Genomic DNA, 26,526 nt, shown 5'->3' with positions numbered 1-26,526 from the left:
TATTTTCAGATTGCCTAACTATTAGCAGCTTTTGACTATTTTTGCATCTTTTTCGCCTAAGCTTTGAGCAGATTATCTATCTGAAAATAAACGATAAAAAATTGCTTGTAAAAATTGATTTTCTGATGTTTGATTATGAAAAAATAATTTCATACGGCTAATATCATGGGAGTTGGACCGTTATGGCAGGGGAACAAATGATACAATCCGGTGCGACGTCACCGGCCATCAAGCAGATGGAAAATGCATTGGGAAATATCGGCGTGACAACTGCGCACAAGCAGATTCTCGCGCTGATCCTGATCGGCTGTCTCTTTGACAGTTTCGAGCAGAACACGATTGGCCTCGTCGGGCCGATCCTTCGCGAACAATGGGGTCTGTCGGGCGCCGATATCGGCTTCCTCAATACCATCACTTTCGCAAGCGCGGCCATTGGCCGTCTCTTGTCCGGCATTCTTGGCGACCGGTACGGCCGCCGTGTCATGCTGACGATCAATCTTCTTCTCTTCACCGTCGGTTCCGCACTTTGTGCGCTCGCACCGAGCTTCGGCTGGCTCTGTCTCGCACGCGCCATTGTCGGCTTTGGTGTCGGCGGCGAAATTTCGACTGCCGTTACGATGCTTGCCGAATTCTGTTCGCCGAAGTTCCGTGGAACTGCAGCCGGTCTCGTCAATGTCGGCGCAGGCGGTTTCGGCAACTTCCTCGCCCCGGCTTTCGGCCTGCTGGTTTTCACGCTCTTTCCGGGCGACGACAACTGGCGCTGGCTCTTCGCCGTTCTGGCGATCCCCGCTTTCCTCGTTGTTTTCTTTCGCCGTTACGTGCCGGAAACACCGCGTTTTCTGGCCTCGCAAGGCAAGATCGACGAAGCAAACAAGGTACTTTCCATTCTGGCGTCCGGATCACTCCGACCCAAGAACCTGAAAGTCACTGAATATCTGTCGAAGTCGGAAGACAGTGACACCAAGCCTGTCAAGGGCAATTGGAGGGAACTGTTCCAGGCGCCTTATCTTGGCCGCACCGTCCCTGTGGCGATCGCGATCCTGATGAGCTACGGCGCACAGCTTTCCGTCCTGACGCTGATGCCAATGATTTTCGTTTCGATGGGCTACACGCTTTCGGGCAGCCTTCTTTACAGCATGATCATCCAGAGCGGCAGCGTGCTCGGTGCCATTGCAGCATCGGCATTCGGCTATTACTTTCCGCGCAAGAAAGTTCTCAGCCTGGGTGCGGTCTGTGCCTGTGCCGCAGCGCTTTCGATCATCTATCTGGGCACGAACATCTATCTGGTGCTGTTCTTCGGAGCGCTGTTCCAGTTCTTCGTCCTGTTGCTCAACACGTCGATCTGGATTTACGCGCCGGAACTCTATCCAACCCGTATCCGCGGCTTCGGTGTGGCACTCATCCTCGCGAGCGGTTCGGCTGCCGGATCCTTCGTACCAACGATTGCGGGTGCCTTGTTCGACACATACGGAATGCTCGGTGTCTTCGGCCTTGCCGCATCGATGTATGCCATCTTCGCATTCTGCATCCAGCTTGGGCCGGAAACCTATGGTCGGTCCATGGAAGACCTGACGCAGCCGGCGGAAGCCGACGAGCCGACGGTCGATTTCACAAAAACTGCTAAAGAACAGGCCTGAACATGACTGCATCATCCCCCTATGTCCTGCTGATCAATCCAAACAGCTCAGAGGCAACGAGCGGGATGATGCTCGATATTGCCAGGCGGAAGGCGAACGGGCGGCTTCGGATCGAAGCCGCCACTGCGACACGCAGCCCTTCGATGATCGTCAATGACGAGCAGTTGCACGCTTCAGCGGCGCAGGTCATAGAAATCGGCAGGGGGCAGAATTCAAACTGCATCGGGGTCATTGTCAGCGCTTATGGCGATCCCGGTGTCGTGCATTTGCAGGAAAGCCTGGCCGTACCGGTTCTCGGCATTTGTGAGGCCTCGATGGTCGAGGCAACACGGAATGGACGACGGTTCGGCATTGCGACGGTAACGCCGGATCTTGCCGATGCAATAGCGGCGCGGGCGGAAAGCCTAGGCCTGTCGCATCTTTATACGGGTATTCGCTGCACGCCCGGAGACCCTGAGAAACTGGCGCGCGATGGCGCGCGTCTGCGTACAGAACTGGAAGCGGCGGTGCGGTTTTGCATCATGGATGGAGCCGAAGCGGTCATCATCGGCGGTGGGCCGCTCGGGGAAGCTGCGGAACAACTGCGTGGCGGCTTCGATATTCCGATTGTCGCGCCGATCTCGTCAGCGGTGGAGCTGATGATCGAGGCGCTCGACAAACAGCAGATCTGTGGAGAAGCGCAGGCCTGATCTTGGGATTGCCGGGACACTCGTTCCGGCGACCGAAAGGCATTTTATCGGTGCGGTACACCCCCTTGCACCGGATCATAGATACGCCGGGGGGCGTTGTGATTGAAAATGTCTTTTTGCACGCTTCCTTCTTGGCCGAGAAGAAAGCGTGCTTTTTTATTGGCGTCCGTCTATCGCTGCTTGGCCAGACCCTGCTCGCGCATCTGACTGAGGCTCATCTTCGGTGAAAGCGCTTCCGGATCGATGCGGATTTCGATGAGGCCCGGCTTGCCGGACTTTTCGCAAGCCTCGAAGGCCGGTGCAAAATCAGCCGTCTTTTCCACCACTTCGCCATGCAGGCCATAGGCGCGGGCAAGCGCTGCGAAGTCAGGATTGGCGAGGCCGGTGCCTGAAACGCGGCCCGGATAGGTGCGCTCCTGATGCATGCGGATGGTGCCGTACATGCCGTTATTGACGACGATGAAGATGGCATTGGCGCCATATTGCGCCGCCGTTGCCAGTTCCTGTCCGTTCATGAGGAAGCAGCCGTCACCTGCAAAGGCAACAACCGTGCGTTCCGGCGCGGTGAGCTTGGCCGCGACCGCAGCCGGTACGCCATAGCCCATCGAGCCGTTGGTGGGAGCCAGCTGGCTGCGATAGGTACGGTACTGGTAGAAGCGATGCGGCCAGGCGGAATAGTTGCCTGCGCCATTGGTGATGATGGCGTCGGCTGGCAGATGCGCGCGCAACCACTCCATCACTTCGCCCATCTGCACATCACCGGGGATGACCGGCGATTTGATGTTGTCGCGGTAATCGGCATTGGCGCTGTCGGTCCATGATTTCCAGCGCGGATCAGCAACCGGCGCAAGCTTTGCTGCTGCCGCACAGAAGGCAGGCATGGAAGCATTGACCGGAACGTCTGCATGATAGACGCGGCCCAGTTCCTCCGCCCCCGGATGGATATGGACGAGCTTCTGTTGTGGCACCGGAATGGAGACGAGTTCGTAGCCCTGTGTCGTCATTTCGCCGAGGCGGGCACCGATTACGATCAGCAGATCGGCATCGCGCACGCGCTGCGCCAGCTTGGGGCTGATCGAGGTTCCCATTTCGCCTGCATAGAGCGGGTGAGTGTTGTCGAACATGTCCTGGCAGCGGAAGGATGCCGCGACGGGCAGGTGCATGTTCTCGGCAAATTTCCGCAGATCGCTGATGGCTCTCGCATTCCAGCCGCCACCGCCGACGATCACCAGAGGCCGTTCGGCCTTTGCAAGAAGCGCTTGCATGTCCTGCAACTGGTCGGCACCTGGATGCATCTGAACCTGTTTAAAGGCTGGTGCGTCGCTGACGGCGGCATAGGATGTCAGCATGTCTTCCGGCAGGGCGATCACGACCGGGCCGGGGCGACCGTTGACGGCGCGGTGGAAGGCTTGGCTGACCAGTTCCGGAATGCGGGCGGCATCGTCGATCTGGACGACCCATTTGGCCATCTGGCCGAACATGCGGCGATAATCGATTTCCTGAAATGCCTCGCGCTCGACCTGATCGCTGGCGACCTGACCGATGAAGAGCAGCATCGGTGTCGAATCCTGAAAAGCTGTATGCACACCGACAGAGGCGTTTGTTGCGCCGGGACCGCGTGTGACGAAGCAGATGCCCGGCTTGCCGGTCAGCTTGCCATAGGCTTCCGCCATATAGGCCGCGCCGCCTTCCTGCCGGCAGACGATCAGGTCAATCGTGTCGCTGGAATCATGAAAGGCGTCAAGCGCGGCGAGATAGCTCTCGCCGGGGACGCAGAAGACCCGGTCGGTGCCGTGGATGCGCAGCGCATCCACCAAAATCTGGCCTCCGGTACGGGCATTGGGTTTGCTCGTCATTGTATGCATTTCCTCAATCTCACCATGTCTCGCTCGCCATTCCGGCGCGCCTTGCAAGGACGGTTTCTCCGCCTCTTTTCAAAAAGATCCTCCCGAAAACCGGGACAATCCATGTGTTGGGGGAACGGGAACTCATGGTCAGACGCACCCAAATGGCCGACAGGTGCATAAACCTCAGTCTCGCGGCAAAGTTTACGTTCAGCCGCCTGCTTCTCCTCCCAGTCAAGCACGCTGATATGAACATAGCCAGCGGTGCGAATACAGATTAAACATCATGACTAAACTGTATGAACTCATGATGCACCGGTATGGAGGAATGGCGATGGCCAGGGAAAACACGGGTAAGATCCGCGTCGGTATTGGCGGATGGGCCTATGAACCGTGGGACAAGAGCTTCTATCCTGAAAAACTGTCGAAGAAGCGCCAGCTTGAATATGCATCGAGCAAGCTCACATCCATCGAGATCAACAGCACTTATTACGGTCCGCAGAAACCCACGACCTTCGCCAAATGGCACGATGAAACGCCGGAAGGCTTTGTGTTTTCGCTGAAGGCACCGCGTTTTTCCACCAATCGCCGTGTCCTGGCGGAGGCGGGTGAGAGCATTGAACGGTTCATGACCGGCGGCATGATGGAACTGAAGGACAAGCTCGGCGTGGTCAACTGGCAATTCATGGGAACGAAGAAGTTCGACCCCGTGGACTTCGAGGCGTTTTTGAAGCTTCTGCCGAAGCGTGTCGACGGGCGCGATGTGCGTCATGCGGTGGAAGTGCGCCACGACAGTTTCAATTCACCGGACTTCATCGCCTTGCTGCGCGAATATGGCGTAGCGGTGGTGATTGCAGGCGACAGCGACTTTCCGCAATTCGCCGATATGACCGCACCTTTCGCCTATCTTCGCATCATGGGAACGAAGGAAAGCGAGCCGCTTGGCTATGGTGAAAGTCATCTCGATCAGTGGGCTGCACGCGCCAAGGCGATAGCAGCGGGAGAACCCGCTGAAGGGTTGAAGACCGTGACGCCGCCTGTTGCGGACCATATCGCCCGCGATGTCTATCTCTATGTGATCAGCGGCTATAAGGCGCATAATCCGCATGCGGCCATGGCCTTGATCGAACGGACAAAATGATGCCTCGTGGCGGCTGTTGATTTTCATCTGAGTCGCCTGAGCATCATGTCAAAATTCGATCTTTCCGCGCTTGAAACCTTCGTTCGCACCATTCCGCAGCACTATAAGGGACCGGGTGGTGCGGTCGCGGTGCTGAAAGATGGCAAGGTCGTGCTGCGCCATGCATGGGGCTTTGCCGATCTTTCCACTCGCAAGGCGATGACGCCCGAAACGCGCATGCCGATCTGTTCGGTCAGCAAGCAGTTCACCTGCGCCGTTCTGCTCGACAGTGTCGGCGAGCCGGAAGTTCTTGATGATGCGCTTGCCGCCTATCTCGACAAGTTTGCTGAAAAGCGTCCCAGCGTGCGCGATCTGTGCAACAACCAGTCGGGCCTGCGCGATTACTGGGCGCTGACGGTTCTGTGCGGGGCCGATCCGGAAGGCGTCTTTCTGCCCGAACAGGCACAAAGCCTGCTGCGCCGCCTGAAGACCACGCATTTTGCACCGGGCACGCATTATTCCTACTGCAACGGCAATTTCCGCATTCTGGCTGATCTGATCGAACAGCATACAGGCCGGAAGCTTATCGAACTTCTGTCGGAACGCATTTTCCAGCCGGCGGGCATGAAGACCGCAGAACTTATTCCCGATACCGCGCTGTTCGATGAATGCATTGGCTATGAGGGCGATACGGTGCGCGGCTTCCTGCCTGCCGTCAATCGCATCCACTGGATGGGCGATGCCGGCATCTGCGCGTCGCTGGACGACATGATTGCCTGGGAGCAGTTCATCGATGCGACCGGCGACGACGAAAGCGGAATCTATCGTCGCCTGAGCGGTCCTCAGACTTTCAGCGACGGTGCTGCTGCTCCCTACGGCCTCGGCCTTAAATTCGAGGAAACAGGCGGCAAGCGACTGACCGGCCATGGCGGGGCTTTGCGCGGCTGGCGCTGCCAGCGCTGGCATTGCGCCGATGAGCGCCTCTCGACAATCGCCATGTTCAATTTTGAAGGCGGAGCTTCCGACGTCGCCTTCAAGCTGATGAATATTGCGCTTGGCGTTCCGACATCGGAACAGGTTCGCGTTGAAGCCGATGCCGCATGGTTCGGCTCATGGCTCGACCATGAAACCGGTCTCGTGCTGAGCCTTGAAGATGCCGGACGCGGACGCATGAAGGCACGTTTCGGCACCGGCCCGGAAATCATGGACGTAATAGGCGAGAACGAGGCGCGTTCCGCGATGACCACGATCCGCCGCGATGGCGACACGATCCATCTGGCGCGCGAGGATGAAAATCTGAGCCTGACAATGCAGCGCCTGAAAGGCGCGGCGAAGCAGGATATTGCTGGACGTTATCGCAGCGACGAACTTGAGGCCGATCTTCTGATCGTCAATGAGGGCGGCGCTTTTTACGGGGCCTTTGAAGGATTTCTCGGCAAGAGCGATATGTATTCGCTCTATGAGGCAGGACCGCATGTCTGGCTGCTGCCGGTGCAGCGCTCGATGGACGCGCCGTCGCCGGGCGAATGGAAACTTGTCTTCCATCGTGACGCCAAAGGCGAGATAACAGGCATGACCGTCGGCTGCTGGCTGGCACGGCATGTGGACTACAGGAGAATTCAGGAATGAGCGAACTGAAAGTCAGAACCCGCGAGACGGGTGCCGTCGCCGAAATGCAGCATGGAAAGCTGCCTGTCATCACCACGCCGACCGGCGGCGTGGTCGAGCTCGTTACGAGTGTCAGTCAAGCGGGCTTCAATCCGCTCGATCTCATCTATTCGTCGGTTGCGGCCTGCATGGCGTTGAGCGCTCGTATCGCCGCAACGAAGCTCGAACTAAGGGAAAAGCTGACCGATGTGCGGGTGGAAGTGAAGGGCGACAAGGCGCATGAAGGACCGTCGCGTATCGAACGGTTCAACATCACCTTCCATTTCGGCGGTGACCTCACCGACGACGAAAAGCATCGTCTCGCCGAAATGGCTGAGGAAATCTGCACGGTCAGTAATACGCTGCGCGGCGAGCCGCAGTTTGATCTGAAGGTATCGTAACCTTCAGAGTGGTTCTTGTATGATAGAACCGTAAGAACCGCTCTGTCTCTTTGTTACCGCATTTCCGAACGCAAAACCGGCTCCCACTTTTGCTGGAAATGCTCAGATCACATCGCGGATACGATCGACGCCGAGCTTGATAACGCTTTCCATGGCCAGACGTGCTTTTTGTGGATCACGCGATGCAATGGCGTGGGCAATGCGCAGGTGATTGGCCGCGCATTCGGCAATGCCTTCTCGCGATGAGGCGGGTGATGAAAGCTGGAACGAGATTGCCAGCGCCGCCTCGATCAATCCGCTGACCGAGCGCATGAACGGATTGCCGGACATGCGCGCAATGGCCAGATGGAATTCCAGATCAACCTTGGCGATGGACTCCGGCGTGTGGTTCGGATCGTCAAACTTGGCGGCGAGCGCGTAAAGCTCGACAATCTCGTCACTGGTGGCGCGTTCAGCCGCGGCCGCTGCGGCTGCCGGTTCCAGTGCCATGCGCATTTCCGCCAGATGGTCCACGAAGACTTCATCGAAGCCTGCCTCGAAGCGCCATGTCAGCACATCGGGATCGAAGAAATTCCAGCTCGCATGGCCCAGAACACGGGTGCCGACCTTGGCCTTGGGTTCGATGAGGCGCTTGGCGGCAAGGGTTTTCATCGCCTCGCGCAGAACGGTGCGGGAAACGCCGAAGCGCAGCGACAATTCATGATCGCCCGGAAGGATGGACCCTGCAGGAATGGTTCCCGCGACGATGCCGCGGCCCAGTTCACCCACCACGACAGCGTGGCTGTTATGGCGCTTGCGTCCGGTTATGGCCGTTTCCAGCAATCCCAATTCAGGCCTCCTTCATTCGTTGCCTGGCTAGCTATTTGTTTCAATGCGCATCTTGCCCGAAAACCGGTTCCCACTTTTCGGGATGCGCCTTAGATCCGAGAACCACGCAAGTCCTCGTTGCAGAGCAATGAACAGGAACAGCAATATACCGATTGCTATTTTCGTCCACCAGGAAGACAGCGTTCCGTCGAAAACAATGTATGTCTGGATCAGCCCCTGTATGAGAATGCCGACGAATGTTCCGGCCACAAGGCCTGCGCCACCTGTCAGCAATGTCCCGCCGATCACCACCGAAGCGATGGCATCCAGTTCTACCCCAACCGTCGCGAGCGAATAGCCGGACGAAGTATAAAGCGTATAGACGATCCCGGCGAGGCCGGAAAGGATACCCGACATCGTATAGATGCCGATTGTCGTGCGGGCAATCGGAACGCCCATCAGCTCCGCCGACTGCTGGTTGCCGCCAAGCGCGTAGATATTGGCGCCGAAGCGCGTGCGATGGGCGATGATGCCGCCAACGATGAAGACCGCGAGCATGAGCATGGCGATGAATGTCAGCCTGCCGCCGCCCGGCAGGCGGAAATAAAGCCCCTGCAATGTATCGAGAAACGGATGCGCGATGGGCACGGATTGCGTCGAGATGAGGAATGCCGCACCGCGAGCCAGAAACATGCCCGCAAGTGTGGCCACGAAAGGCGGGATCCGCAAGAAATGGATCATCATGCCCATCCACGCCCCGAACAATGCAGCGATCACAAGAACGAGGCCGAATGCCACGAGCGGATGCACGCCGAGCTGCCCGACCATCACGGCAACGAAAACGCTGGTGAAGGCGATGACCGAGCCGACCGACAGGTCGATGCCGCCGGAAAGGATCACGAATGTCATGCCGACGGCGGCTATGCCGAGGAAGGCGTTGTCCGTCAGAAGATTGCCGATTACCCGTGTCGACAGCATGTTCGGAAACTGGACGATGCAGATCGCATAGGCGAGCAGGAAGATTGCAACCGTCGTCAGGAAGGGCAGATTGCGCAGTGCTCTCATTGCCGTGCTCCCTGCTGGCTTTGACGGACCGGATTGGCTCCATTGCCCTTGCGTTCCGAGCGCAGGAAGGTAATGAGCTGGACAATGGCCGGCGACTGGAAGGTGAGCACGATCACGATGATGACGGCCTTGATGATGAGGTTGAATTCCGGCGGAAAGCCCGCCATCAGAATGCCTGTGTTGATCGACTGGATGATGAGCGCGCCGAGCAGCGAGGCCATGATCGAGAAACGCCCGCCATTAAGCGAGGTGCCGCCGATGACGACCGCCAGAATCGCGTCGAGTTCAAGCCACAGCCCGGCATTGTTGGCATCTGCGCCGCGAATATCCGCCGCCGCGATAAGCCCTGCAAGGGCAGCGCCGACGCCGGAAACCGCATAGACGCTGAACAGGAGAAAGCGTGCCTTGACCCCTGCCAGCATCGCTGCGCGACGGTTGATGCCGGTCGCCTCGATCAGGAAGCCAAGCGCACTGGTACGCACTGCGAGGCCCACGACCAGACCGGCCAGAATCCATATCAGGACTGGAACAGGCACGCCGAGGAAGGAGCCGGAGCCAAGCGCCGCAAAGGAATCATTGTTGAAGGTCAGGATCGCGCCTTCGGTGATAAGCTGTGCGATGCCGCGACCTGCCACCATAAGGATAAGCGTCGCGATGATCGGCTGGATATCGAAGACCGCAACCAGAAAGCCGTTCCACAAGCCACACAGAAGGCCGACGCCAAGCGCTGCCGGAATGACGATTGCAAGTGGATAGCCCGCGACGATGAGTGAGGCGGCAAAAGCACCGCTGATCGCCATGACGGCACCGACTGACAGATCGATGCCGCGCGTTGCGATCACCAGTGTCATGCCGACAGCCAGAATGGCGACGGGTGCGGCGCGCACCAGAATATCGATCAGGCTTCCATAAAGCCGTCCGTTCTGGAACGAGATGTCGAGAAAGCCAGGCGCGATGACGGTGTTCGCCACCAGAATGAGCACAAGGGCGGCCAGTTGCGGCGCCAGTCTTTTGAGTTTTCTGGTCATGCGGGCAATCATGCTGCAGCTTCCTTTTCGCTTCCGGTCTCAGCGATTGCACGCACGATATTGTCGGCAGTGATTTCCTCGCCCTTCAGTTCCGCCACATGGCGACGGTCGGACAGGACGATGACGCGATTGGCAACGGCGGCAAGCTCCTCGAATTCCGACGAGATGATGACCAGCGACATGCCTTCAGCGCAAAGTTCGCCGATGAGCTTCAGGATTTCAGCATGGGCGCCGATATCGATGCCACGCGTCGGCTCATCGAGGATCAGCAGGCGGGGATCGGTGGCAAGCCAGCGTGCCAGTATGGCTTTCTGCTGGTTGCCGCCGGACAGAAACTTGATCGGCTTGTCAGGATCGGGCGGGCGAATATCGAGCGCCTTGATGTAACGCTGCGCAAGCGCCGTCTTCTCGCGCGATGAAATCGGTCTGGACCAGCCGCGCTTCGCCTGAACCGCCAGCGCGATGTTTTCCGCCATCGAGAAATCGCCAATGATGCCGTCGGTCTTGCGTTCTTCCGGGCAGAAGGCGAAGCGTTCCGCAATGGCCGCAACGGGCGAGGGGAGCCTCGTTTCCTTGCCGTCGACGGTCAAGGTGCCGCTATCGGTCTGATCGACACCGAACATCAACAGCGCGGTTTCGGTGCGGCCGGAACCGAGCAACCCGGCAATGCCAACGGCTTCTCCCGGCTTGATCGAGAGATCGAACGGCGCAACGCTGCCTTGTCTGCCGAAGCCTGCAAAACGGATCGGGGCAATCGTGTCGCGGCTTACTTCCTCGGTCAGCTGGCGGCGCACAGTCTCCTGCAGCTGGTGGCCGAGCATCATGGAAATGAGATCGGTGCGCGGCAGTTCCGACAGGTTGCGGCTGCCGACCAGCCGTCCGTTGCGCAATACGGTGGCGCAATCGGCGATGGCGTAGACCTGATCCAGAAAATGGGTGATGACGATGATGCCGAGGCCTTCTGCCTTCAACTGGCGCAGCACGCCGAACAGCATTTCGACTTCGCGTGCATCGAGACTGGCGGTCGGTTCGTCAAGGACGAGCACCTTGCCCGAGAGATCGACGGCACGTGCAATCGCGATGATCTGGCGGATGGCGACTGAATAGGCGGACAGAGGCACGCCGACATCGATGGTGAGGCCATAGCGGGAAAGAAGGTTCGTCGCATCTTTTTCCATCCGGCCCCGGTCGACCAGTCCGAAACGTTTCGGCTGGCGTCCCAGAAACAGGTTTTCTGCTACCGTCAGATTTTCGAGAAGGTTGACCTCCTGATAGACCGTGCCGATGCCAAATGTCTGCGCCTCTGCCACGGAGGCAGGCGCAATCGGCTGGCCCTCAAGCAGGATCGAACCACCGAAGCCGTGGTAAGCGCCGGTCAATATCTTGATAAGCGTGGATTTACCCGCGCCGTTTTCGCCGAGCAATGCATGGATTTCCCCGCGGTTGAGCGTGAAATCGACATGGTCGAGCGCGGTCACGCCCAGAAAGGATTTGGTGATCGAACGGGCTTCAAGAAGCGGCATAGCGGCCGCCGATGGAGCGTCTTTTGCAGCCATGGCAGTCTTCCATTGCATTTTGCAAAGGTCATTCCGGGCCGCGACAAACGCGGCCCGAGGACGAGAGGATCAGTAACCGAGACCCTTCTTGGCTTCGTAGACGGCCTTCGGATCGTCAGCCTGCGTGTAGAGCTTCGATTCCGTCTGGATCCACTTCGGCGGAACGGTGCCCTTGTCCTTGAAGGCTTCAATCGCGTCGAAGGCCGGGCCTGCCATGTTCGGCGTCAGTTCGACGGTCGCGTTGGCTTCGCCGTTCGCCATGGCCTGGAAGATGTCCGGCACGGAGTCGATCGACACGATCTTGATTTCCGTGCCCGGCTTCAAGCCAGCTTCCTTGATTGCCTGAATGGCGCCGACAGCCATGTCGTCATTATGGGCATAGACGGCGCAGATATTCTTGCCGCCGCCTTCGGCCTTGATGAAGCTTTCCATGACTTCCTTGCCCTTTGTGCGGGTGAAGTCGCCCGTCTGCGAGCGGGAAATCTTGATGTTGTCATGACCTTTGATGGCGTCTTCAAAACCCTTCTTGCGGTTGATGGCGGGCGAGGAACCGGTGGTGCCCTGAAGCTCGACCACATTGCACGGCTTGTCGCCCACATCCTTCACCAGCCAGTCACCGGCCACCTTGCCTTCATGAACCTGATCGGAGGTTACGGCGGTCAGATAAAGGTCTTCCGGAGAATCGATCTGGCGGTCGAGCAGGACGACCGGAATTTCGGCTTCCTTGGCTTCCTTCAGAACGGCGTCCCAACCTGTGGAGACCACCGGTGCGATCAGGATTGCATCAACCCCTTGAGCGATGAAGCCACGAACGGCCTTGATCTGGTTTTCCTGCTTCTGCTGTGCATCGGCGAACTTGAGCGTATAGCCGCGTTTTTCGGCTTCCTGCTTGGTCAGGGCCGTTTCTGCAGCACGCCAGCCCGATTCCGAACCGATCTGCGAAAAGCCAACCGTCAGCGATGCAGCAGATGCGCTCGAAATCAGGGCAAAAGAAAATGCGGCCGTCAGGGCCGTCAATGTGCGTTTCATGATGGTTCCTCCCAATAAGGCCCTCCCGGCCTTCGCATTTATGAAGCATATAATATTACTTTATGGCAAGAGCCTTTCGACGTTTCCCAATAAAATGCCGGTGCGACAAACGCGCAATATTGCTATTTATATATATAAAACAAAGGCTTGTATTCGTGCGGGAGGGGCAGGGCTCGCGAACTGCCCCGGTGGGGGCGTCTGCTTGCTTGACAAAGCGGGTTACGGCAAAATAGTCATATTAATAACACGAGCCGTAAATTGGCGTCTTATGGCGTTTCTCAAGCGGTCGGGGTGAATTCCGCAACGGGTATGCGGAAAATGGGAGGTTTAATGTTGCGTCTGGTCCAGTTCCGCGATGAAAGCGGAGAAATGCGTGTGGCTGCCTGCAGTGAGGAGGGAGCGGCGCATGTCGTCAAGGGCGTAGCAACGACCTATGAGCTAGCCTCGGCAGCCATTGCAGCGGGTATCAGCCTTGAGGAACAAGTCGTACGCAGCGGCAAGGGCGAAGCCGTCGATATAGACGCTGCCCTGGCGGCTGGTCGCGTCGGTCTGCCCATCACCCATGCCGATCCGGCACATCTGATTGTTGCCGGCACGGGCCTCACACATCTTGGCTCCGCCGACGGTCGCGACAAGATGCATAAGGCCGCGCAGTCTGCTGAAAAGCCGACCGACTCCATGCGCATGTTCCTGATGGGTGTCGAAGGCGGCAAACCGAAGCCGGGTGAAACCGGCGTGCAGCCGGAATGGTTCTACAAGGGTGACGGTTCGGCGCTGGTGGCAACCGGCGGCGAACTGGTTTCGCCTTCCTTTGCCGAGGATGGTGGCGAAGAGCCGGAGCTGGCAGGCATCTACCTGATTGGCCTGGATGGTACGCCGTTCCGGCTTGGCTTCTGCCTTGCCAATGAATTTTCCGATCATGTGACCGAGAAGCAGAACTATCTCTGGCTTGCCCATTCCAAGCTGCGTCAGGCCGCGTTGGGGCCGGAGCTATATGTGGGGGCGTTGCCTGACCATGTGGAGGGCGTTTCGCGCATTCGTCGCGGCGATCAGGTGATCTTTGAAAAGCCGTTCCTTTCGGGTGAAGCGAACATGTCACATACGATCGCCAATCTGGAACACCATCATTTCAAATATGAGCTGTTCCGCCGTCCGGGCGACATTCATGTTCATTTCTTTGGCACGGCAACCTTGTCTTTCTCAGAAGGCGTGAAGACGGAAGCTGGCGACCAGTTCGAGATTTCTGCCAAGCCGTTCCGTTATCCGCTGGTCAACAGGCTGGCTCAGGCGGCAGCTAAAAACCTTGTCGTGAAGGCGCTTTGAACATGGCGGCGGAACCGAACATCGCTCTCGCAATCGTCGGTCTGGGCAAGATTGCGCGTGACCAGCATCTGCCATCGATTGAAGCCGTCGATGGCATTGAGCTGAAAGCCATTGCCAGTCGCAATGCCGGGCTGGACGGCCTGCCGTCTTTTCACGACATCGATGAGCTGCTGGGCAGCGACGTTGCCATTGACGCGGTGTCGCTCTGCACACCGCCGCAAGGGCGCTTTAGCCAGGCCTACGCAGCCTTGAAGGCGCGCAAGCATGTGATGCTGGAGAAGCCTCCGGGTGCAACCATTTCGGAAGTGCAGGCGCTGGAGCGTCTTGCGCAAGCGGAAGACGTGACGCTTTACGCCACGTGGCACTCGCGCGAAGCCGCAGCGGTCGAGCCGGCGCGGGAATTCCTGAAAGATGCGGAAATTCGTTCGGTTTCGGTCACGTGGAAGGAAGATGTCCGCCACTGGCATCCCGGCCAGCAATGGATCTGGGAACCGGGCGGCCTTGGCGTGTTCGATCCTGGCATCAATGCGCTTTCCATCGTCACGCATATTTTGCCGGAGCGCTTCTTCCTGACGCAATCCGATCTTTATTTTCCAGAAAACCGTGCGGCGCCCATCGCAGCCAACCTCAAGTTCCAAACGGAAAGCGGCATACCGGTTTCGTTCGAACTGGACTGGCGGCAGACCGGTCCGCAGACCTGGGATATTCGCGTCGAGACCGACAAGGGCACGGTTCTGCTCAGCCATGGCGGCAGCCGCCTCACCATCGCCGGGACCGAGAAAATGGCCGAGCCGGACCGCGAATATCAACGACTTTACAAGCGTTTCGTGCAATTGATCGGCGCGGGGCGTTCGGATGTTGATCTCGCTCCACTGACCCATGTGGCCGATGCGTTTCTGCTCGGAAAGCGGCATGTCGTCGAAGCTTTTGAAGATTAGGAATCGAGGTTGTCGTAACGCGGCCTCTCACCCACGCAGGACAATGAAATGAACAAGCCCGTCTCTCCGAAAACGCCAAAGCTCCGCTCGCGCGCCTGGTTCGACAATCCTGATAATGTCGATATGACGGCGCTCTATCTGGAGCGCTACATGAATTATGGCCTGAGCCAGGAAGAGCTGCAGTCCGGTCGTCCGATCATCGGCATCGCGCAGACGGGCTCCGACCTCTCACCTTGCAACCGTCATCATCTGGAGCTGGCCAAGCGCGTGCGCGAAGGTGTTCGCGAGGCGGGCGGCATTGTCATTGAATTTCCGGTTCATCCAATTCAGGAAACCGGCAAGCGCCCGACCGCTGGTCTGGACCGCAACCTTGCCTATCTCGGCCTCGTGGAAGTGCTTTACGGCTATCCGCTCGATGGCGTCGTGCTGACAATCGGTTGTGACAAGACCACGCCTGCCTGCCTGATGGCAGCTGCAACCGTCAATATTCCGGCGATTGCGCTGTCGGTGGGTCCGATGCTCAATGGCTGGTTCCGTGGCGAACGCACAGGTTCCGGCACCATCGTCTGGAAGGCGCGCGAGCTGCTTGCCAAGGGCGAAATCGACTATCAGGGCTTCGTCAAGCTCGTTGCTTCCTCGGCTCCATCGACGGGCTATTGCAATACGATGGGCACGGCCACGACGATGAATTCGCTCGCCGAAGCGCTCGGCATGCAGCTTCCGGGCTCCGCCGCCATTCCGGCGCCTTATCGCGACCGTCAGGAAGTTTCTTATCTATCGGGACGCCGCATCGTTGAAATGGTGCATGAGGATTTGAAGCCGTCGGACATTCTGACCAAGGATGCCTTCGTCAATGCCATCCGCGTCAATTCCGCTATTGGCGGTTCGACCAATGCGCCGATCCATCTGAACGCTCTGGCCCGTCATGTCGGTGTGGAGCTGACGGTCGATGACTGGCAGAAATATGGCGAGGAAATTCCGCTTCTGGTCAATCTGCAGCCTGCCGGTGAATATCTTGGCGAAGATTACTACCATGCGGGCGGTGTGCCAGCCGTCGTCAATCAGCTGATGGGGCAGGGCCTCATCAATGAAGATGCGCTGACCGTCAATGGCAAGACCATCGGCGAGAATTGCAAGAACGCGACCATCGAAGACGGCAATGTCATCAAGACCTACGATCAGCCGCTGAAGAAGCATGCCGGATTCCGCGTGCTGCGCGGCAATCTGTTTTCGTCGGCGATCATGAAGCTCAGCGTGATTTCGGACGAGTTCCGCAATCGCTACCTGTCCGACGACAAGGACCCGAATGCATTCGAGGGCAAGGCGGTCGTATTCGATGGGCCGGAAGATTATCATCACCGCATCGACGATCCGGCACTGGAAATCGACGAGAATACGGTGCTGTTCATGCGTGGCGCTGGCCCCATCGGTTATCCAGGTGCGGCGGAAGTCGTCAACATGCGCGCGCCGAATTACCTTCTGAAAAAGGGTATCAGCTCACTGCCATGCATCGGCGACGGTCGCCAGTCGGGCACGTCGGGTTCGCCGTCGATCCTCAATGCCTCCCCGGAAGCTGCTGCTGGCGGCGGTCTGGCTATTCTGAGGACCGGTGACCGCGTGCGTATCGATCTTGGTCGCGGCAGCGCTGACATTCTGATCTCTGACGAAGAACTGGCGGAGCGTCGCAAGGCTCTGGAAGCTGCCGGTGGCTACAAATATCCGGAAAGCCAGACACCATGGCAGGAAATCCAGCGCGCCGTTGTCGGCCAGATGGAAACCGGTGCAGTTCTCGAAAACGCGGTCAAGTATCAGGACATCGCGCATACGCGTGGCCTGCCGCGAGATAACCACTAAGGTTCCCCGGATGGCTCTCGATAAAAAGCCATTTGCGGCAGTTGCGGACTGGGGCACCACCCGGTTTCGCCTCTGGACGCTGGATGTCGATGGCAATGTGCTGGGCGAAAGCCGTGGCGATGACGGTCTGCTGCAGGCAAAGGAAGCCGGTTTCGAGCCAACGCTCGAACGGCACCTTGCTTCTGTCGGCGCGCCGGACGATCTGCCGGTGGTGATCTGCGGCATGGCCGGTTCGCGGACCGGCTGGATCGAAGCGCCCTATATGAGCTTGCCCGCCGGGTTGGATGGCATCGTGAAGGCTGCGGTGCGCGTGCCCGCGCGCCGTCACGTCATCATGTTGCCGGGCGTCGCGCGTCGGGACGAAACGGCACCCGATGTTATGCGTGGCGAGGAGACAAAACTGCTCGGTCTTGTGCACGGCGGCACGCATGATGGTGTTGTCGTCATGCCCGGCACCCATGCCAAATGGGTGCGGATTGCCGACGGTGGCCTTGCCGATTACCGAACCTTCATGACCGGTGAAATGTTCGCTCTTTTGAAGGAAAAATCGGTGCTGGCCGGTGCGCTGGAAGGTGCTGCGGCGGTTGATCCGAATGGTGTGGCTTTCGCTGCGGGCGTCAGGGCGTCGCTCGAAAACCCGGCACTGATTTCCAACGCGCTTTTTTCCATTCGCGCAGGCTGGCTCGTCCATGATCGCAAGCCGACCGACCAGCTGGCCCGTTTGTCGGGCTTGTTGATCGGGCTGGAAGTGGCAGGCGGGCGCATGCTTTATGGCAAACCCGAAGAAGTGCTGCTCCTTTCAGACGACACTATGGGCGCGCTCTATGCCAGCGCGCTTGAAATCGCCGGGCTGACAGTCAGGCGCGTTGCAGCCGATGAGCTGGTGCGAGACGGTCTGTTCATGGCTGCAAAACACGCCTTCGAAGGAGCTGCGCAATGAGCGACCGCATCGCATGGCCAAAGCTGCGCTATCCGCTGGTCGCTATCCTGCGCGGCATTCGCCCGGAAGAAACGGAAGCAATCGTCGGAGCGCTGATCGAGACGGGTTTTGAGGCCATCGAAATTCCGCTCAATTCGCCGGAGCCTTTCGTCTCGATTGAGAAGGCGGCGAAGCTTGCGCCTGCGGGCGTGTTGATCGGGGCCGGAACAGTGTTGAGTGTCGCGGATGTGGATCGGCTCAACGATGTCGGCGGCAGACTTCTTGTCAGCCCGAATGTCGAGCCGGATGTCATTCGCCGCGCGGGACAGCACGGCATGGTGACGATGCCCGGCGTTTTCACGCTGACGGAAGCCTTTTCGGCGATCCGTGCAGGCGCATCGGCGCTGAAATTCTTTCCGGCCAGCGTACTCGGCGCGGACGGTATCAAGGCGATATCCGCCGTCTTGCCGAAGGATATTCCGGTCGGCGCCGTGGGCGGTGTTTCCGAGGCTGATTTTGCGACCTATCGGGCAGCGGGAGTGAGCTGCTTCGGACTCGGTTCCAGTCTTTACAAGGCCGGATTGACGGTTGCTGAGGTTCGCGAACGCGCTGAGCGCGCGGTTGCGGCATGGGACAAGATCGCGGGCTGACGGCCCTTTGAGAACTTGTTCCGGAGGAATTCCGCATGGCCGGAAGGCGGGGGCGGAAATTTTGGGAGAACGACAGGCGGAAAAGCCTGTCCCAATTTGGGAGTGAGACAATGGCAGGCATGAAATCTCTAACATTGGCAGTCGCGATGGCCGCGCTTGCCTTTAGCGGTCTGGCGCATGCGGAAGACAAGGGTCTTGTCGCCGTCGCCATGCCCACGAAGTCTTCGGCACGCTGGATTGCCGATGGCGACAACATGGTCAAGGTGCTGAAAGAACGCGGCTACCAGACCGATCTTCAGTATGCTGAAGACGACGTACCTAACCAGCTGGCGCAGATCGAGAACATGGTGACCAAGGGCGCCAAGGTTCTCGTCGTTGCATCCATCGACGGCACGACGCTTTCCGATGTTCTGGCCAAGGCCCACGATGCGGGTATCAAGGTCATCGCCTATGATCGCCTGATCCGCGATACGCCGAATGTCGATTACTATGCGACCTTCGACAATTTCCAGGTCGGCGTGCTGCAGGCCCAGTCCATCGAAACCGCGCTGGACCTCAAGAACAAGCCGGGTCCGTTCAATGTCGAGCTTTTCGGCGGTTCGCCGGACGATAACAACGCCTACTTCTTCTACAACGGCGCGATGTCCGTTCTGCAGCCTTATATCGATAGCGGCAAAGTCGTTATCGGCAGCGGCCAGACCGGCATGGACAAGGTCGCAACGCTGCGCTGGGACGGTGCAACTGCTCAGGCCCGCATGGACTCGATCCTTTCGGCCTATTATTCCGACAAGAAGCTCGATGCAGTCCTGTCGCCTTATGACGGCATCTCCATCGGTATCCTGTCGTCCCTCAAGGGTGTAGGCTATGGCAGTGGCGACATGCCGATGCCGGTCGTTTCCGGTCAGGATGCGGAAGTGCCTTCGGTGAAGTCGATCCTCGCTGGCGAACAGAACTCGACCATCTTCAAGGATACGCGCGAACTCGCCAAGGTCACGGTCGATATGGTCGACGCGCTGATGACCGGCAAGGAGCCGGAAGTCAACGACACCAAGACCTATGACAATGGCGTCAAGGTCGTGCCGTCCTATCTGCTCAAGCCGGTGATCGTCGACAAGTCGAACTGGAAGCAGGTTCTGGTCGATAGCGGTTACTACAAGGAAGACCAGATCCAGTAATGCGGTCTCGGGCGTATCGGAGGATATGCCCGTAACCTTTCTGCATGCCATTGCCCCAAATCCCCAGCCTTTCGGCTGGGGTAGGCTCGGCGATTGACAGCGTTGTCTTTTTGTTGAGGGCAATGGCAAAGCAGATTTGTAATGGGAGCGAGCGATGAATGTAGCCAATCCTGTCCTGCGCGAGCAGTCTGACGGTAAGCCGGAAATCGCCGGCAAGCCGCTTCTGGAAATGCGCGGCATCAGCAAGTCTTTCGGCGTCGTCAAAGCGCTGAGCGATGTCAATTTCTCGGTCATGCCGGGCGAGATTCATGCCTTTGTCGGCGAGAACGGAGCAGGCAAGTCGACCTTGATGAAGGTGCTGTCAGGTGTCTATCCGCATGGCAGCTACGAGGGGTCGATCTTCTTCGACGGAGAAGAGCGACAGTTTCGCGACATCAACGATTCCGAAGCGCTTGGCATTGTCATCATCCATCAGGAGCTGGCGCTCATACCGCTCATGACGATTGCCGAGAACATTTTCCTCGTCAATCCGCCGGCAAGTTACGGGGTCATCGACCGCAGTACGGTGCACAAGCGCACCCGCGAGCTTTTGCAGAAGGTTGGCCTGTCGGAATCGCCCGATACGCTCGTCACCGATATTGGTGTCGGCAAGCAGCAGCTGGTCGAAATTGCCAAGGCATTGTCGAAGCGCGTGCGGCTTCTGATCCTCGACGAACCGACCGCAAGCCTCAACGAGACGGACAGCGCGGCATTGCTGGCGCTTCTGCGCGAGTTTCGTGCTCAAGGCATCACCTCGATCCTCATTTCGCACAAGCTCAATGAAATCCGCGAAGTTGCCGACAAGATCACGGTGCTGCGCGATGGCAAGGCAGTGGCGACACTTGACTGCAATGCGGGCGAGGTCGAGGAAGACGACATCATTCGCAAGATGGTCGACCGCGATCTGGAAAGCCGCTACCCGAAGCGCGATCCGAAGATTGGTGAGGTGATTTTCGAAGTCGACAACTGGTCGGTGCATCACCCGCTGCATCCGGAACGGCACTCGGTCAAGAATGTGTCGTTTAAGGTGAGGGCAGGTGAAATCGTCGGTATTGCCGGATTGATGGGGGCGGGACGCACAGAATTCGCCATGAGCCTGTTCGGGCGTTCATGGGGCACGAATATCAGCGGCGAGGCGCGTATCAACGGCAACAATGCCGATATTTCCACTGTGGCGCGGGCCATCAAGGCGGGGCTTGCCTATGTGACCGAGGATCGCAAGAAGCTCGGCCTGGTCTTAGGCGAAAATATTTCGCGCAACATCTCTCTTGCGCATTTACGCGGCGTCAGCCCGAAAGGCATCATCGACGATATTCGCGAAATGAAGATCGCGAATTCCTATCGCGAACAGATGAGCATTCGCTGTCACAATGTCTATCAGGAGACGGGCACGCTTTCGGGCGGCAACCAGCAGAAGGTGGTGCTATCGAAGTGGCTCTTCACCGGACCCGACGTGCTGATCCTCGATGAACCGACGCGCGGCATCGATGTCGGCGCGAAATATGACATCTACACAATTATCAATTCACTGGCGGATAGCGGCAAGGGCGTGGTCGTCATTTCTTCGGAAATGCCGGAGCTGATCGGCATCTGCGACCGCATCGTCGTCATGCATGAAGGAGCCTTTGTCGGCGAAGTCGCTGGCGAGGAAGCAACGCAGGAAAACATCATGCGCGCCATCATGCAGAACAAGGGAAAACGGCCATGAGCGAGAATATCATCGGAAGCAGTGGATCGAAAGCTCCGGCGAGCAGCGTGGGGCGGTATCTCAAGAACAATCTGCGTGAATCCGGCATGCTGATCTCGCTGGTCGCGATCATGATCTTCTTCCAGATCGTGACTGGCGGCGTGCTGATGAAGCCGCTGAACCTCACCAATCTGGTTCTGCAGAACAGCTATATCGTCATCATGGCGCTTGGTATGCTGCTTATCATCGTCACCGGGCACATCGACCTTTCGGTCGGCTCGGTCTGTGGCTTTATCGGTGCGCTCGCGGCTGTGATGATGGTGAAATGGGGAGTGCCGTTTCCTATCGCCGCCATTCTGTGCCTGCTGGCCGGGGGCATTATCGGCGCAATGCAGGGCTTTTGGGTCGCCTATTTCAATATTCCGTCCTTTATCGTCACGCTGGCTGGCATGCTGGTCTTCAAGGGGCTGATGCTTGCCGTGCTAGGCGGCCAGTCGGTCGGGCCGTTCCCGGTCGTGTTCCAGAAACTATCGTCCGGCTTTATTCCGGAAATCATCGGCACGACGGGTGGCGTCTATCTGACATCGCTCATCATCGGCGTGCTGCTGGCCGGTTTCATGATCTGGCAGAATGTCAAATCGCGTCAGCGTCATATCGCGCATGAAGTGGAAACGGAGCCTTTTGGCCTTTTCGTCATCAAGAACATCCTGTTCTTTTCGGCGATTGCCTATTTGTCGTTGCTGATTTCAATGCATCGCGGATTGCCGAACGTCCTCATCATTATGGCCGTTCTGATTGCGGCCTATGCGTTCCTCACCAATCGAACCGTGCTCGGGCGGCAAATTTATGCGGTCGGCGGCAACCGGCATGCGGCCAAGCTTTCGGGTGTGAAGACCGAACGGCTGACATTTCTGGCTTTCGTCAATATGGGTGTGCTGGCGGCGCTTGCTGGCCTGGTCTTTGCGGCGCGCCTTAACACGGCAACGCCCAAGGCCGGTATCGGCTTCGAGCTGGACGTGATCGCAGCCTGCTTCATCGGCGGTGCTTCCGCCTATGGCGGTGTGGGCCGTGTGACGGGTGCCGTGATTGGCGCGCTCATCATGGGCGTGATGAACAACGGCATGTCGATCCTCGGCATCGGTATCGACTATCAGCAGGTCATCAAGGGGATCGTGCTGCTGGGGGCTGTTTGTATCGACGTCTATAACCAGAAACGCTGATATTTCGGCTCTGACGGCCTGCAAATGGCGTTGTTTTGCGCTTCCGGTGCTCACGTACTTTGTTTAGGCACATAATCTTATCCGAAAAGTCTGCAACTTTTCGGGATTATGTTCAGAAGTACGCTCCGCTCCGGTTCTCAAACTCCACCATTTTCGGCTCGCCATAACCAAAATCTTAGCCGCTTCACTGACGTGCGGCGGTTCAGTTTTCAGATTGCCGTGCGGCGGGCGTGATCGAGATAGATTTCGCGCAGGCGCTGGGCAACTGGACCCGGTTTACCCGTGCCGATGGTTTTCTCGTCAATGACGGTGATCGGTGTGACGAATGTGCCTGCGCTGGTGAGGAAAGCTTCCTTTGCCGCATAGGCTTCATCAATGGTGAAGAGCCGCTCTTCCAGCTTCATGCCGGTCTCGGCGATCAGCTGCAGGAGCGAAAGCCGTGTGCAGCCGGGCAGAATGGAGTTGCTGTTCGGGCGTGTAACGACGACATCATCTTCGGTCACGATATAGGCGGTCGACGATGCGCCTTCGGTTACATAGCCGTCTTCAATCATCCACGCTTCATCGCAACCGGCGTTCTTGGCGATTTCCTTGGCAAGCGCTTGTGGCAGCAGACAGACCGTCTTGATGTCGCGGCGCTTCCAGCGCAGATCATCCAGCGAAAGCACACGGGCACCGGTTTTCAGCGCAGGCTTGTCGAGCAGATTGGCTTCCTGCGTGAACAGGACAACCGAAGGCTTCATGCCTTTCGCGGGCACGAAATCACGGTCGCGCCCGTCGCCGCGTGTCACCTGCAGATAGACCAGACCTTCGGTCAGATTGTTGCGGCGGATCAGCTCACGCTCGATGGCAACGATCTCGTCTTCGTTCATCGGCATCGGAATACCGATCTCGCCGGTCGAGCGGCGCAGGCGTCGCATATGCGGCTCGCTGTCGATGAGCTTGCTTTCGAGCACGGCAGTCACTTCGTAAATACCGTCGCCGAACAGGAAGCCACGGTCAAAGATGGAAATGCGCGCATCGCGGGCGGAAACATATTCGCCGTTGACATAGACGATGCGGTTTTCAAGTTCTTCTGCTGAAACGGCCATGATTGGATGTGTCCTGAAACGAAAAGACTGCGATCAAGTCGCAGTCTTTTCATAGGTCAGTCGGCTGCAATGGGAAACAGCTATTTTCAGGCAGCCTGCTTTGCTGCCGCAATGGCTTCGCTGCGGATTTCCTCGGTCAACTTCAGACGTAGTTCGGAGAATTCCGGGCTTGCCTTGACGTGGTAGGTGCGCGGATGCGCGATATCGACCGGCGTGATCGATTTGATCTTGCCCGGACGAGCCGTCATCGTGACCACGCGGGTTGCCATGAATATGGCTTCCTCGATGTCGTGGGTGACGAAGATGACCGTCTTGTGCTCCCGCTCCCAGATGCCGAGCAGAAGCTCCTGCATCAGTCCGCGGGTCTGGTTGTCCAGAGCGCCGAACGGCTCGTCGAGAAGCAGGATCTTTGGGTCGTTGGCGAGTGCGCGGGCAATCGCCGTACGCTGCTGCATGCCGCCCGAAAGCTGCTTTGGCCAGTGATCTTCAAAGCCGCGCAGTCCGACCTTGTCGATATAGCTGTCCACGATTTCACGCGCCTGTTTTTCCGGCACGCCTTTCTCACGAAGCCCGAAGCCGACATTCTGCCGGATGGTGAGCCATGGGAACAGCGTGTAGGACTGGAACACCATGCCGCGATCTGCACCCGGTCCGGTGACAGGATTGCCCTCCAGCGTCACGGTGCCGGTGGTCGGTTTGTCGAGACCGGCAATGATGCGAAGAAGCGTGGACTTGCCGCAGCCCGAGGGGCCGAGAACGGTCACGAAATCATTTTTCGGGATGATGAGGTCGGTCGGCTGCAATGCCAGTGTCGGCTTGCCACCATGCACGCCCGGAAAGGTGCGGCTCACGCCCTTGATGACAAGTTCCTGGTCGCTTTTGGTAACCATTATGCGAACCTCCATGCAAAGAGCCAGCGGTTGAAATATTTGAAGGCAAGGTCCGAGATCAGACCGATGACGCCGATCACGATGATGCCGAAGATGATCTGGCCGGTGGCCATCAGGGCCTGAGAGTTGATGATCATGTAGCCGATGCCGGACGATGCGCCGATGAGTTCGGCCACGATCACATAGGTCCATGCCCAGCCGAGCACGAGGCGCAGCGTTTCGGCAATGTCCGGCGCACTGGCAGGCATAAGTACGCGGCGAATGATGCCGCTGTTTGATGCGCCGAGCGTGTAGGCTGCTTCGACAAGATCGCGACGCGTATTGGAGACCGTCACGGCGATCATGAGAATGATCTGGAACACCGCGCCGATGAAAATGACGAGCAGCTTCTGTGTTTCACCAATGCCTGACCAGAGGATCAACAGCGGAACGAAAGCCGAAGCGGGAAGATAGCGCGCAAAAGAGACGAAGGGCTCCAGCAGCGCTTCAATCGGCTTGTATGCGCCCATGGCGATGCCGAGCGGAATGGCAACGACGCTAGCGAGTATGAAGCCGCCAAGCACGCGCCAGACAGTCATTCCGATATCGGACATAAAGCCTTGATTGGCGATAAGATCCCAACCGTCTTTGACCATGGTGATCGGGTCGGCGAGGAATGTCGGGGAAACGAAACCGCCCAGAGTGGCGATACCCCAGAACACAAAGAAGAGAACGAAGAATAGAATGCCCAGTAATATCCGGGTCTGACTGCCTATAGGCTGCAAGGGCTGCATATATTTTCCTGTTTAGTCGCGCATCCGCCGCACTCGACGGGCAGAAAATAAGGAAGCCCGGACGTGTCGTCCGGGCTTGCATATGAAGCGATGTTACTTGATGAAGCTTGTATCCACGATGTCATCGAGATTGGGCTTCGACTTGATCACACCCGCCTTCAGCAGAAGATCGGCGGCTTCGGTTGAAAACTCCTTGAATTCACCTTCAAAGAACTTCTGGTTGGCTGCCTTGTCCTGCCAGCGAAGATAGTCTGCCGACTTGCCGAAATCCTCGCCCGACTGCTTCACGTCCTTGCCCATGATTTCATAGGACTTCGCCTTGTCGGAAGCGATCATCTGCAGCGCTTCAAAGTAGCTGTCGGCAAGCGCCTTGGCGGCTTCGGGGTTCTTTCCAAGGAAATCGGGCGTGCAGCCGACCGTGTCCATGACCGCAGGATAATCGAGCGTGGTGGCAAGAATCTTGCCCTTGTCGGGTGCTGCGCGCACGGTTGAAAGATAAGGCTCGTAGGTCATGGCGGCATCGTTCTGGCCGGCCACGAAAGCCTGTGCAGCCGGTCCCGGCTCCATATTGACGACCTTGACGTCCTTGGTCGTCATACCGTTTTTGGCGAGCATGAAGGCGAGAAGGAAATAGGGCGACGTACCCGGAGCAGAAGCGGCAACCGTCTTGCCCTTCAGATCGGCGAAGGAATTCACATCGGCGCGCACCGCAATACCATCGGCACCGTAGGACTTGTCCATCTGGAATATCTGCTTGGTCTTCACGCCAGCCGCGTTCCAGACAATCCATGTTTCAACGGTGGTGGCCGCGCACTGGATATCACCGGAAGCGAGGGCCAGATGGCGGCTTGCCTGCGGGATTTTGGTCAGTGTGACGTCGAGGCCATTCTTCTTGAAAATTCCGGCTTCCTTGGCAAGCGTCAGCGGAGCAAAGCCGGTCCAGCCGGAAAAGCCAAGGGAAACGGCAGTTTCAGCGTGCGCCGCAGACGTTAACGTGAAAGCTGCTAGTACCGCCCCGGCAAGCAATGATTTCTTCATGTGTAGTACCCCTTTTATAGTGAGACTTTTTTGTCTCTTACTCCTGCCAAATTAACAGGACCGTATCGTCTGTCCAGAGAGTTCGTTGCGGTTCTTTGAATACTTC

The 26,526-nt window shown here is 58.0% G+C and carries 23 protein-coding genes; 13 read left to right on the top strand and 10 right to left on the bottom strand.

Features of this window, described 5'->3' with window-relative positions; all coding sequences use genetic code 11:
* The first annotated feature begins 182 nt into the window (after positions 1-182).
* Together AC1RHM_RS04780 and AC1RHM_RS04775 are read left to right on the top strand one after the other, a co-directional pair.
* Positions 183-1,637 (top strand): MFS transporter, encoded by a 1,455-nt coding sequence (locus AC1RHM_RS04780; RefSeq protein ID WP_010659476.1) that lies wholly within the window; start codon positions 183-185, stop codon positions 1,635-1,637.
* A gap of 2 nt (positions 1,638-1,639) precedes the next feature.
* Entirely contained in the window at positions 1,640-2,326 is a 687-nt protein-coding gene (locus AC1RHM_RS04775; RefSeq protein WP_010659477.1) for an aspartate/glutamate racemase family protein, read from the top strand.
* A 170-nt stretch (positions 2,327-2,496) separates the two neighbouring features.
* Here the strand turns inward: AC1RHM_RS04775 and AC1RHM_RS04770 are convergent, their stop codons facing one another.
* Positions 2,497-4,182, bottom strand: a complete 1,686-nt coding sequence (locus AC1RHM_RS04770) for a thiamine pyrophosphate-binding protein (protein WP_010659478.1) — start codon at positions 4,180-4,182, stop codon at positions 2,497-2,499.
* Positions 4,183-4,504: 322 nt separating this feature from the next.
* Between AC1RHM_RS04770 and AC1RHM_RS04765 the strand changes: the two genes are divergently transcribed.
* The 3 genes from AC1RHM_RS04765 to AC1RHM_RS04755 are packed head-to-tail and all read left to right on the top strand — an operon-like array spanning position 4,505 to position 7,338.
* Positions 4,505-5,311 carry a DUF72 domain-containing protein gene (locus AC1RHM_RS04765; RefSeq protein ID WP_010659479.1) on the top strand — a complete coding sequence of 269 codons (807 nt, stop codon included), beginning with the start codon at positions 4,505-4,507 and terminating at the stop codon, positions 5,309-5,311.
* 45 nt (positions 5,312-5,356) lie between these two features.
* Complete coding sequence (locus AC1RHM_RS04760; RefSeq protein ID WP_010659480.1) at positions 5,357-6,919, top strand: D-aminopeptidase; 1,563 nt, start codon at positions 5,357-5,359, stop codon at positions 6,917-6,919.
* Entirely contained in the window at positions 6,916-7,338 is a 423-nt protein-coding gene (locus AC1RHM_RS04755) for an OsmC family protein (protein WP_010659481.1), read from the top strand. The genes AC1RHM_RS04760 and AC1RHM_RS04755 overlap by 4 nt, the downstream gene beginning before the upstream one ends.
* Before the next feature lie 102 nt (positions 7,339-7,440).
* Here the strand turns inward: AC1RHM_RS04755 and AC1RHM_RS04750 are convergent, their stop codons facing one another.
* The 5 genes from AC1RHM_RS04750 to ytfQ all read right to left on the bottom strand — a co-directional run bounded on the left by AC1RHM_RS04750 (position 7,441) and on the right by ytfQ (position 12,823).
* Positions 7,441-8,166 (bottom strand): FadR/GntR family transcriptional regulator, encoded by a 726-nt coding sequence (locus tag AC1RHM_RS04750; RefSeq protein ID WP_010659482.1) that lies wholly within the window; start codon positions 8,164-8,166, stop codon positions 7,441-7,443.
* 27 nt (positions 8,167-8,193) lie between these two features.
* Positions 8,194-9,210: a galactofuranose ABC transporter, permease protein YjfF gene (gene yjfF, locus AC1RHM_RS04745; RefSeq protein ID WP_010659483.1), complete on the bottom strand. Its 1,017-nt coding sequence runs from the start codon at positions 9,208-9,210 to the stop codon at positions 8,194-8,196.
* A complete protein-coding gene (locus AC1RHM_RS04740; protein ID WP_010659484.1) occupies positions 9,207-10,250 on the bottom strand; it encodes an ABC transporter permease in 1,044 nt (347 codons plus the stop codon). Before AC1RHM_RS04740 ends, yjfF begins: the two co-directional genes overlap by 4 nt.
* On the bottom strand, positions 10,247-11,794 hold the full coding sequence (locus AC1RHM_RS04735) for a sugar ABC transporter ATP-binding protein (protein WP_010659485.1): 1,548 nt from the start codon (positions 11,792-11,794) through the stop codon (positions 10,247-10,249). The genes AC1RHM_RS04740 and AC1RHM_RS04735 overlap by 4 nt, the downstream gene beginning before the upstream one ends.
* Before the next feature lie 69 nt (positions 11,795-11,863).
* Positions 11,864-12,823, bottom strand: a complete 960-nt coding sequence (ytfQ, locus tag AC1RHM_RS04730; protein ID WP_010659486.1) for a galactofuranose ABC transporter, galactofuranose-binding protein YtfQ — start codon at positions 12,821-12,823, stop codon at positions 11,864-11,866.
* 330 nt (positions 12,824-13,153) lie between these two features.
* Between ytfQ and araD1 the strand changes: the two genes are divergently transcribed.
* The 8 genes from araD1 (at position 13,154) to mmsB (ending at position 22,628) form a co-directional block, all read left to right on the top strand.
* Positions 13,154-14,146 (top strand): AraD1 family protein, encoded by a 993-nt coding sequence (araD1, locus tag AC1RHM_RS04725; RefSeq protein WP_010659488.1) that lies wholly within the window; start codon positions 13,154-13,156, stop codon positions 14,144-14,146.
* Positions 14,147-14,148: 2 nt separating this feature from the next.
* Positions 14,149-15,084 carry a Gfo/Idh/MocA family protein gene (locus tag AC1RHM_RS04720; protein WP_036580521.1) on the top strand — a complete coding sequence of 312 codons (936 nt, stop codon included), beginning with the start codon at positions 14,149-14,151 and terminating at the stop codon, positions 15,082-15,084.
* A 48-nt stretch (positions 15,085-15,132) separates the two neighbouring features.
* Positions 15,133-16,938 carry an IlvD/Edd family dehydratase gene (locus tag AC1RHM_RS04715; protein ID WP_010659490.1) on the top strand — a complete coding sequence of 602 codons (1,806 nt, stop codon included), beginning with the start codon at positions 15,133-15,135 and terminating at the stop codon, positions 16,936-16,938.
* A gap of 10 nt (positions 16,939-16,948) precedes the next feature.
* A complete protein-coding gene (locus AC1RHM_RS04710; RefSeq protein WP_010659491.1) occupies positions 16,949-17,878 on the top strand; it encodes a 2-dehydro-3-deoxygalactonokinase in 930 nt (309 codons plus the stop codon).
* Positions 17,875-18,507 carry a 2-dehydro-3-deoxy-6-phosphogalactonate aldolase gene (locus AC1RHM_RS04705; protein ID WP_492332484.1) on the top strand — a complete coding sequence of 211 codons (633 nt, stop codon included), beginning with the start codon at positions 17,875-17,877 and terminating at the stop codon, positions 18,505-18,507. Before AC1RHM_RS04710 ends, AC1RHM_RS04705 begins: the two co-directional genes overlap by 4 nt.
* Positions 18,508-18,617: 110 nt before the next feature.
* A complete protein-coding gene (chvE, locus tag AC1RHM_RS04700; protein ID WP_010659493.1) occupies positions 18,618-19,682 on the top strand; it encodes a multiple monosaccharide ABC transporter substrate-binding protein in 1,065 nt (354 codons plus the stop codon).
* A gap of 154 nt (positions 19,683-19,836) precedes the next feature.
* Positions 19,837-21,429: a multiple monosaccharide ABC transporter ATP-binding protein gene (mmsA, locus tag AC1RHM_RS04695; RefSeq protein ID WP_036580513.1), complete on the top strand. Its 1,593-nt coding sequence runs from the start codon at positions 19,837-19,839 to the stop codon at positions 21,427-21,429.
* Complete coding sequence (mmsB, locus tag AC1RHM_RS04690; protein ID WP_010659495.1) at positions 21,426-22,628, top strand: multiple monosaccharide ABC transporter permease; 1,203 nt, start codon at positions 21,426-21,428, stop codon at positions 22,626-22,628. Before mmsA ends, mmsB begins: the two co-directional genes overlap by 4 nt.
* A gap of 209 nt (positions 22,629-22,837) precedes the next feature.
* Here mmsB and AC1RHM_RS04685 read toward each other — a convergent pair whose 3' ends face one another.
* From AC1RHM_RS04685 to AC1RHM_RS04670, 4 genes are all read right to left on the bottom strand, one after another.
* Positions 22,838-23,719, bottom strand: coding sequence for a D-amino-acid transaminase (locus AC1RHM_RS04685; RefSeq protein WP_010659496.1), 882 nt, complete (start codon positions 23,717-23,719; stop codon positions 22,838-22,840).
* A gap of 86 nt (positions 23,720-23,805) precedes the next feature.
* Positions 23,806-24,609: an ABC transporter ATP-binding protein gene (locus AC1RHM_RS04680; RefSeq protein ID WP_010659497.1), complete on the bottom strand. Its 804-nt coding sequence runs from the start codon at positions 24,607-24,609 to the stop codon at positions 23,806-23,808.
* The gene (locus tag AC1RHM_RS04675) at positions 24,609-25,382 is read right to left on the bottom strand and encodes an ABC transporter permease (protein WP_010659498.1); all 774 of its coding nucleotides are present in this window, start codon (positions 25,380-25,382) and stop codon (positions 24,609-24,611) included. The genes AC1RHM_RS04680 and AC1RHM_RS04675 overlap by 1 nt, the downstream gene beginning before the upstream one ends.
* 93 nt (positions 25,383-25,475) lie before the next feature.
* Entirely contained in the window at positions 25,476-26,420 is a 945-nt protein-coding gene (locus tag AC1RHM_RS04670; RefSeq protein ID WP_010659499.1) for an ABC transporter substrate-binding protein, read from the bottom strand.
* Between the last annotated feature and the right edge of the window lie 106 nt (positions 26,421-26,526).

This window comes from Brucella sp. GW823-FHT04E01 (assembly GCF_058796175.1).
This window is presented reverse-complemented; position numbering and strand designations above follow the sequence as displayed.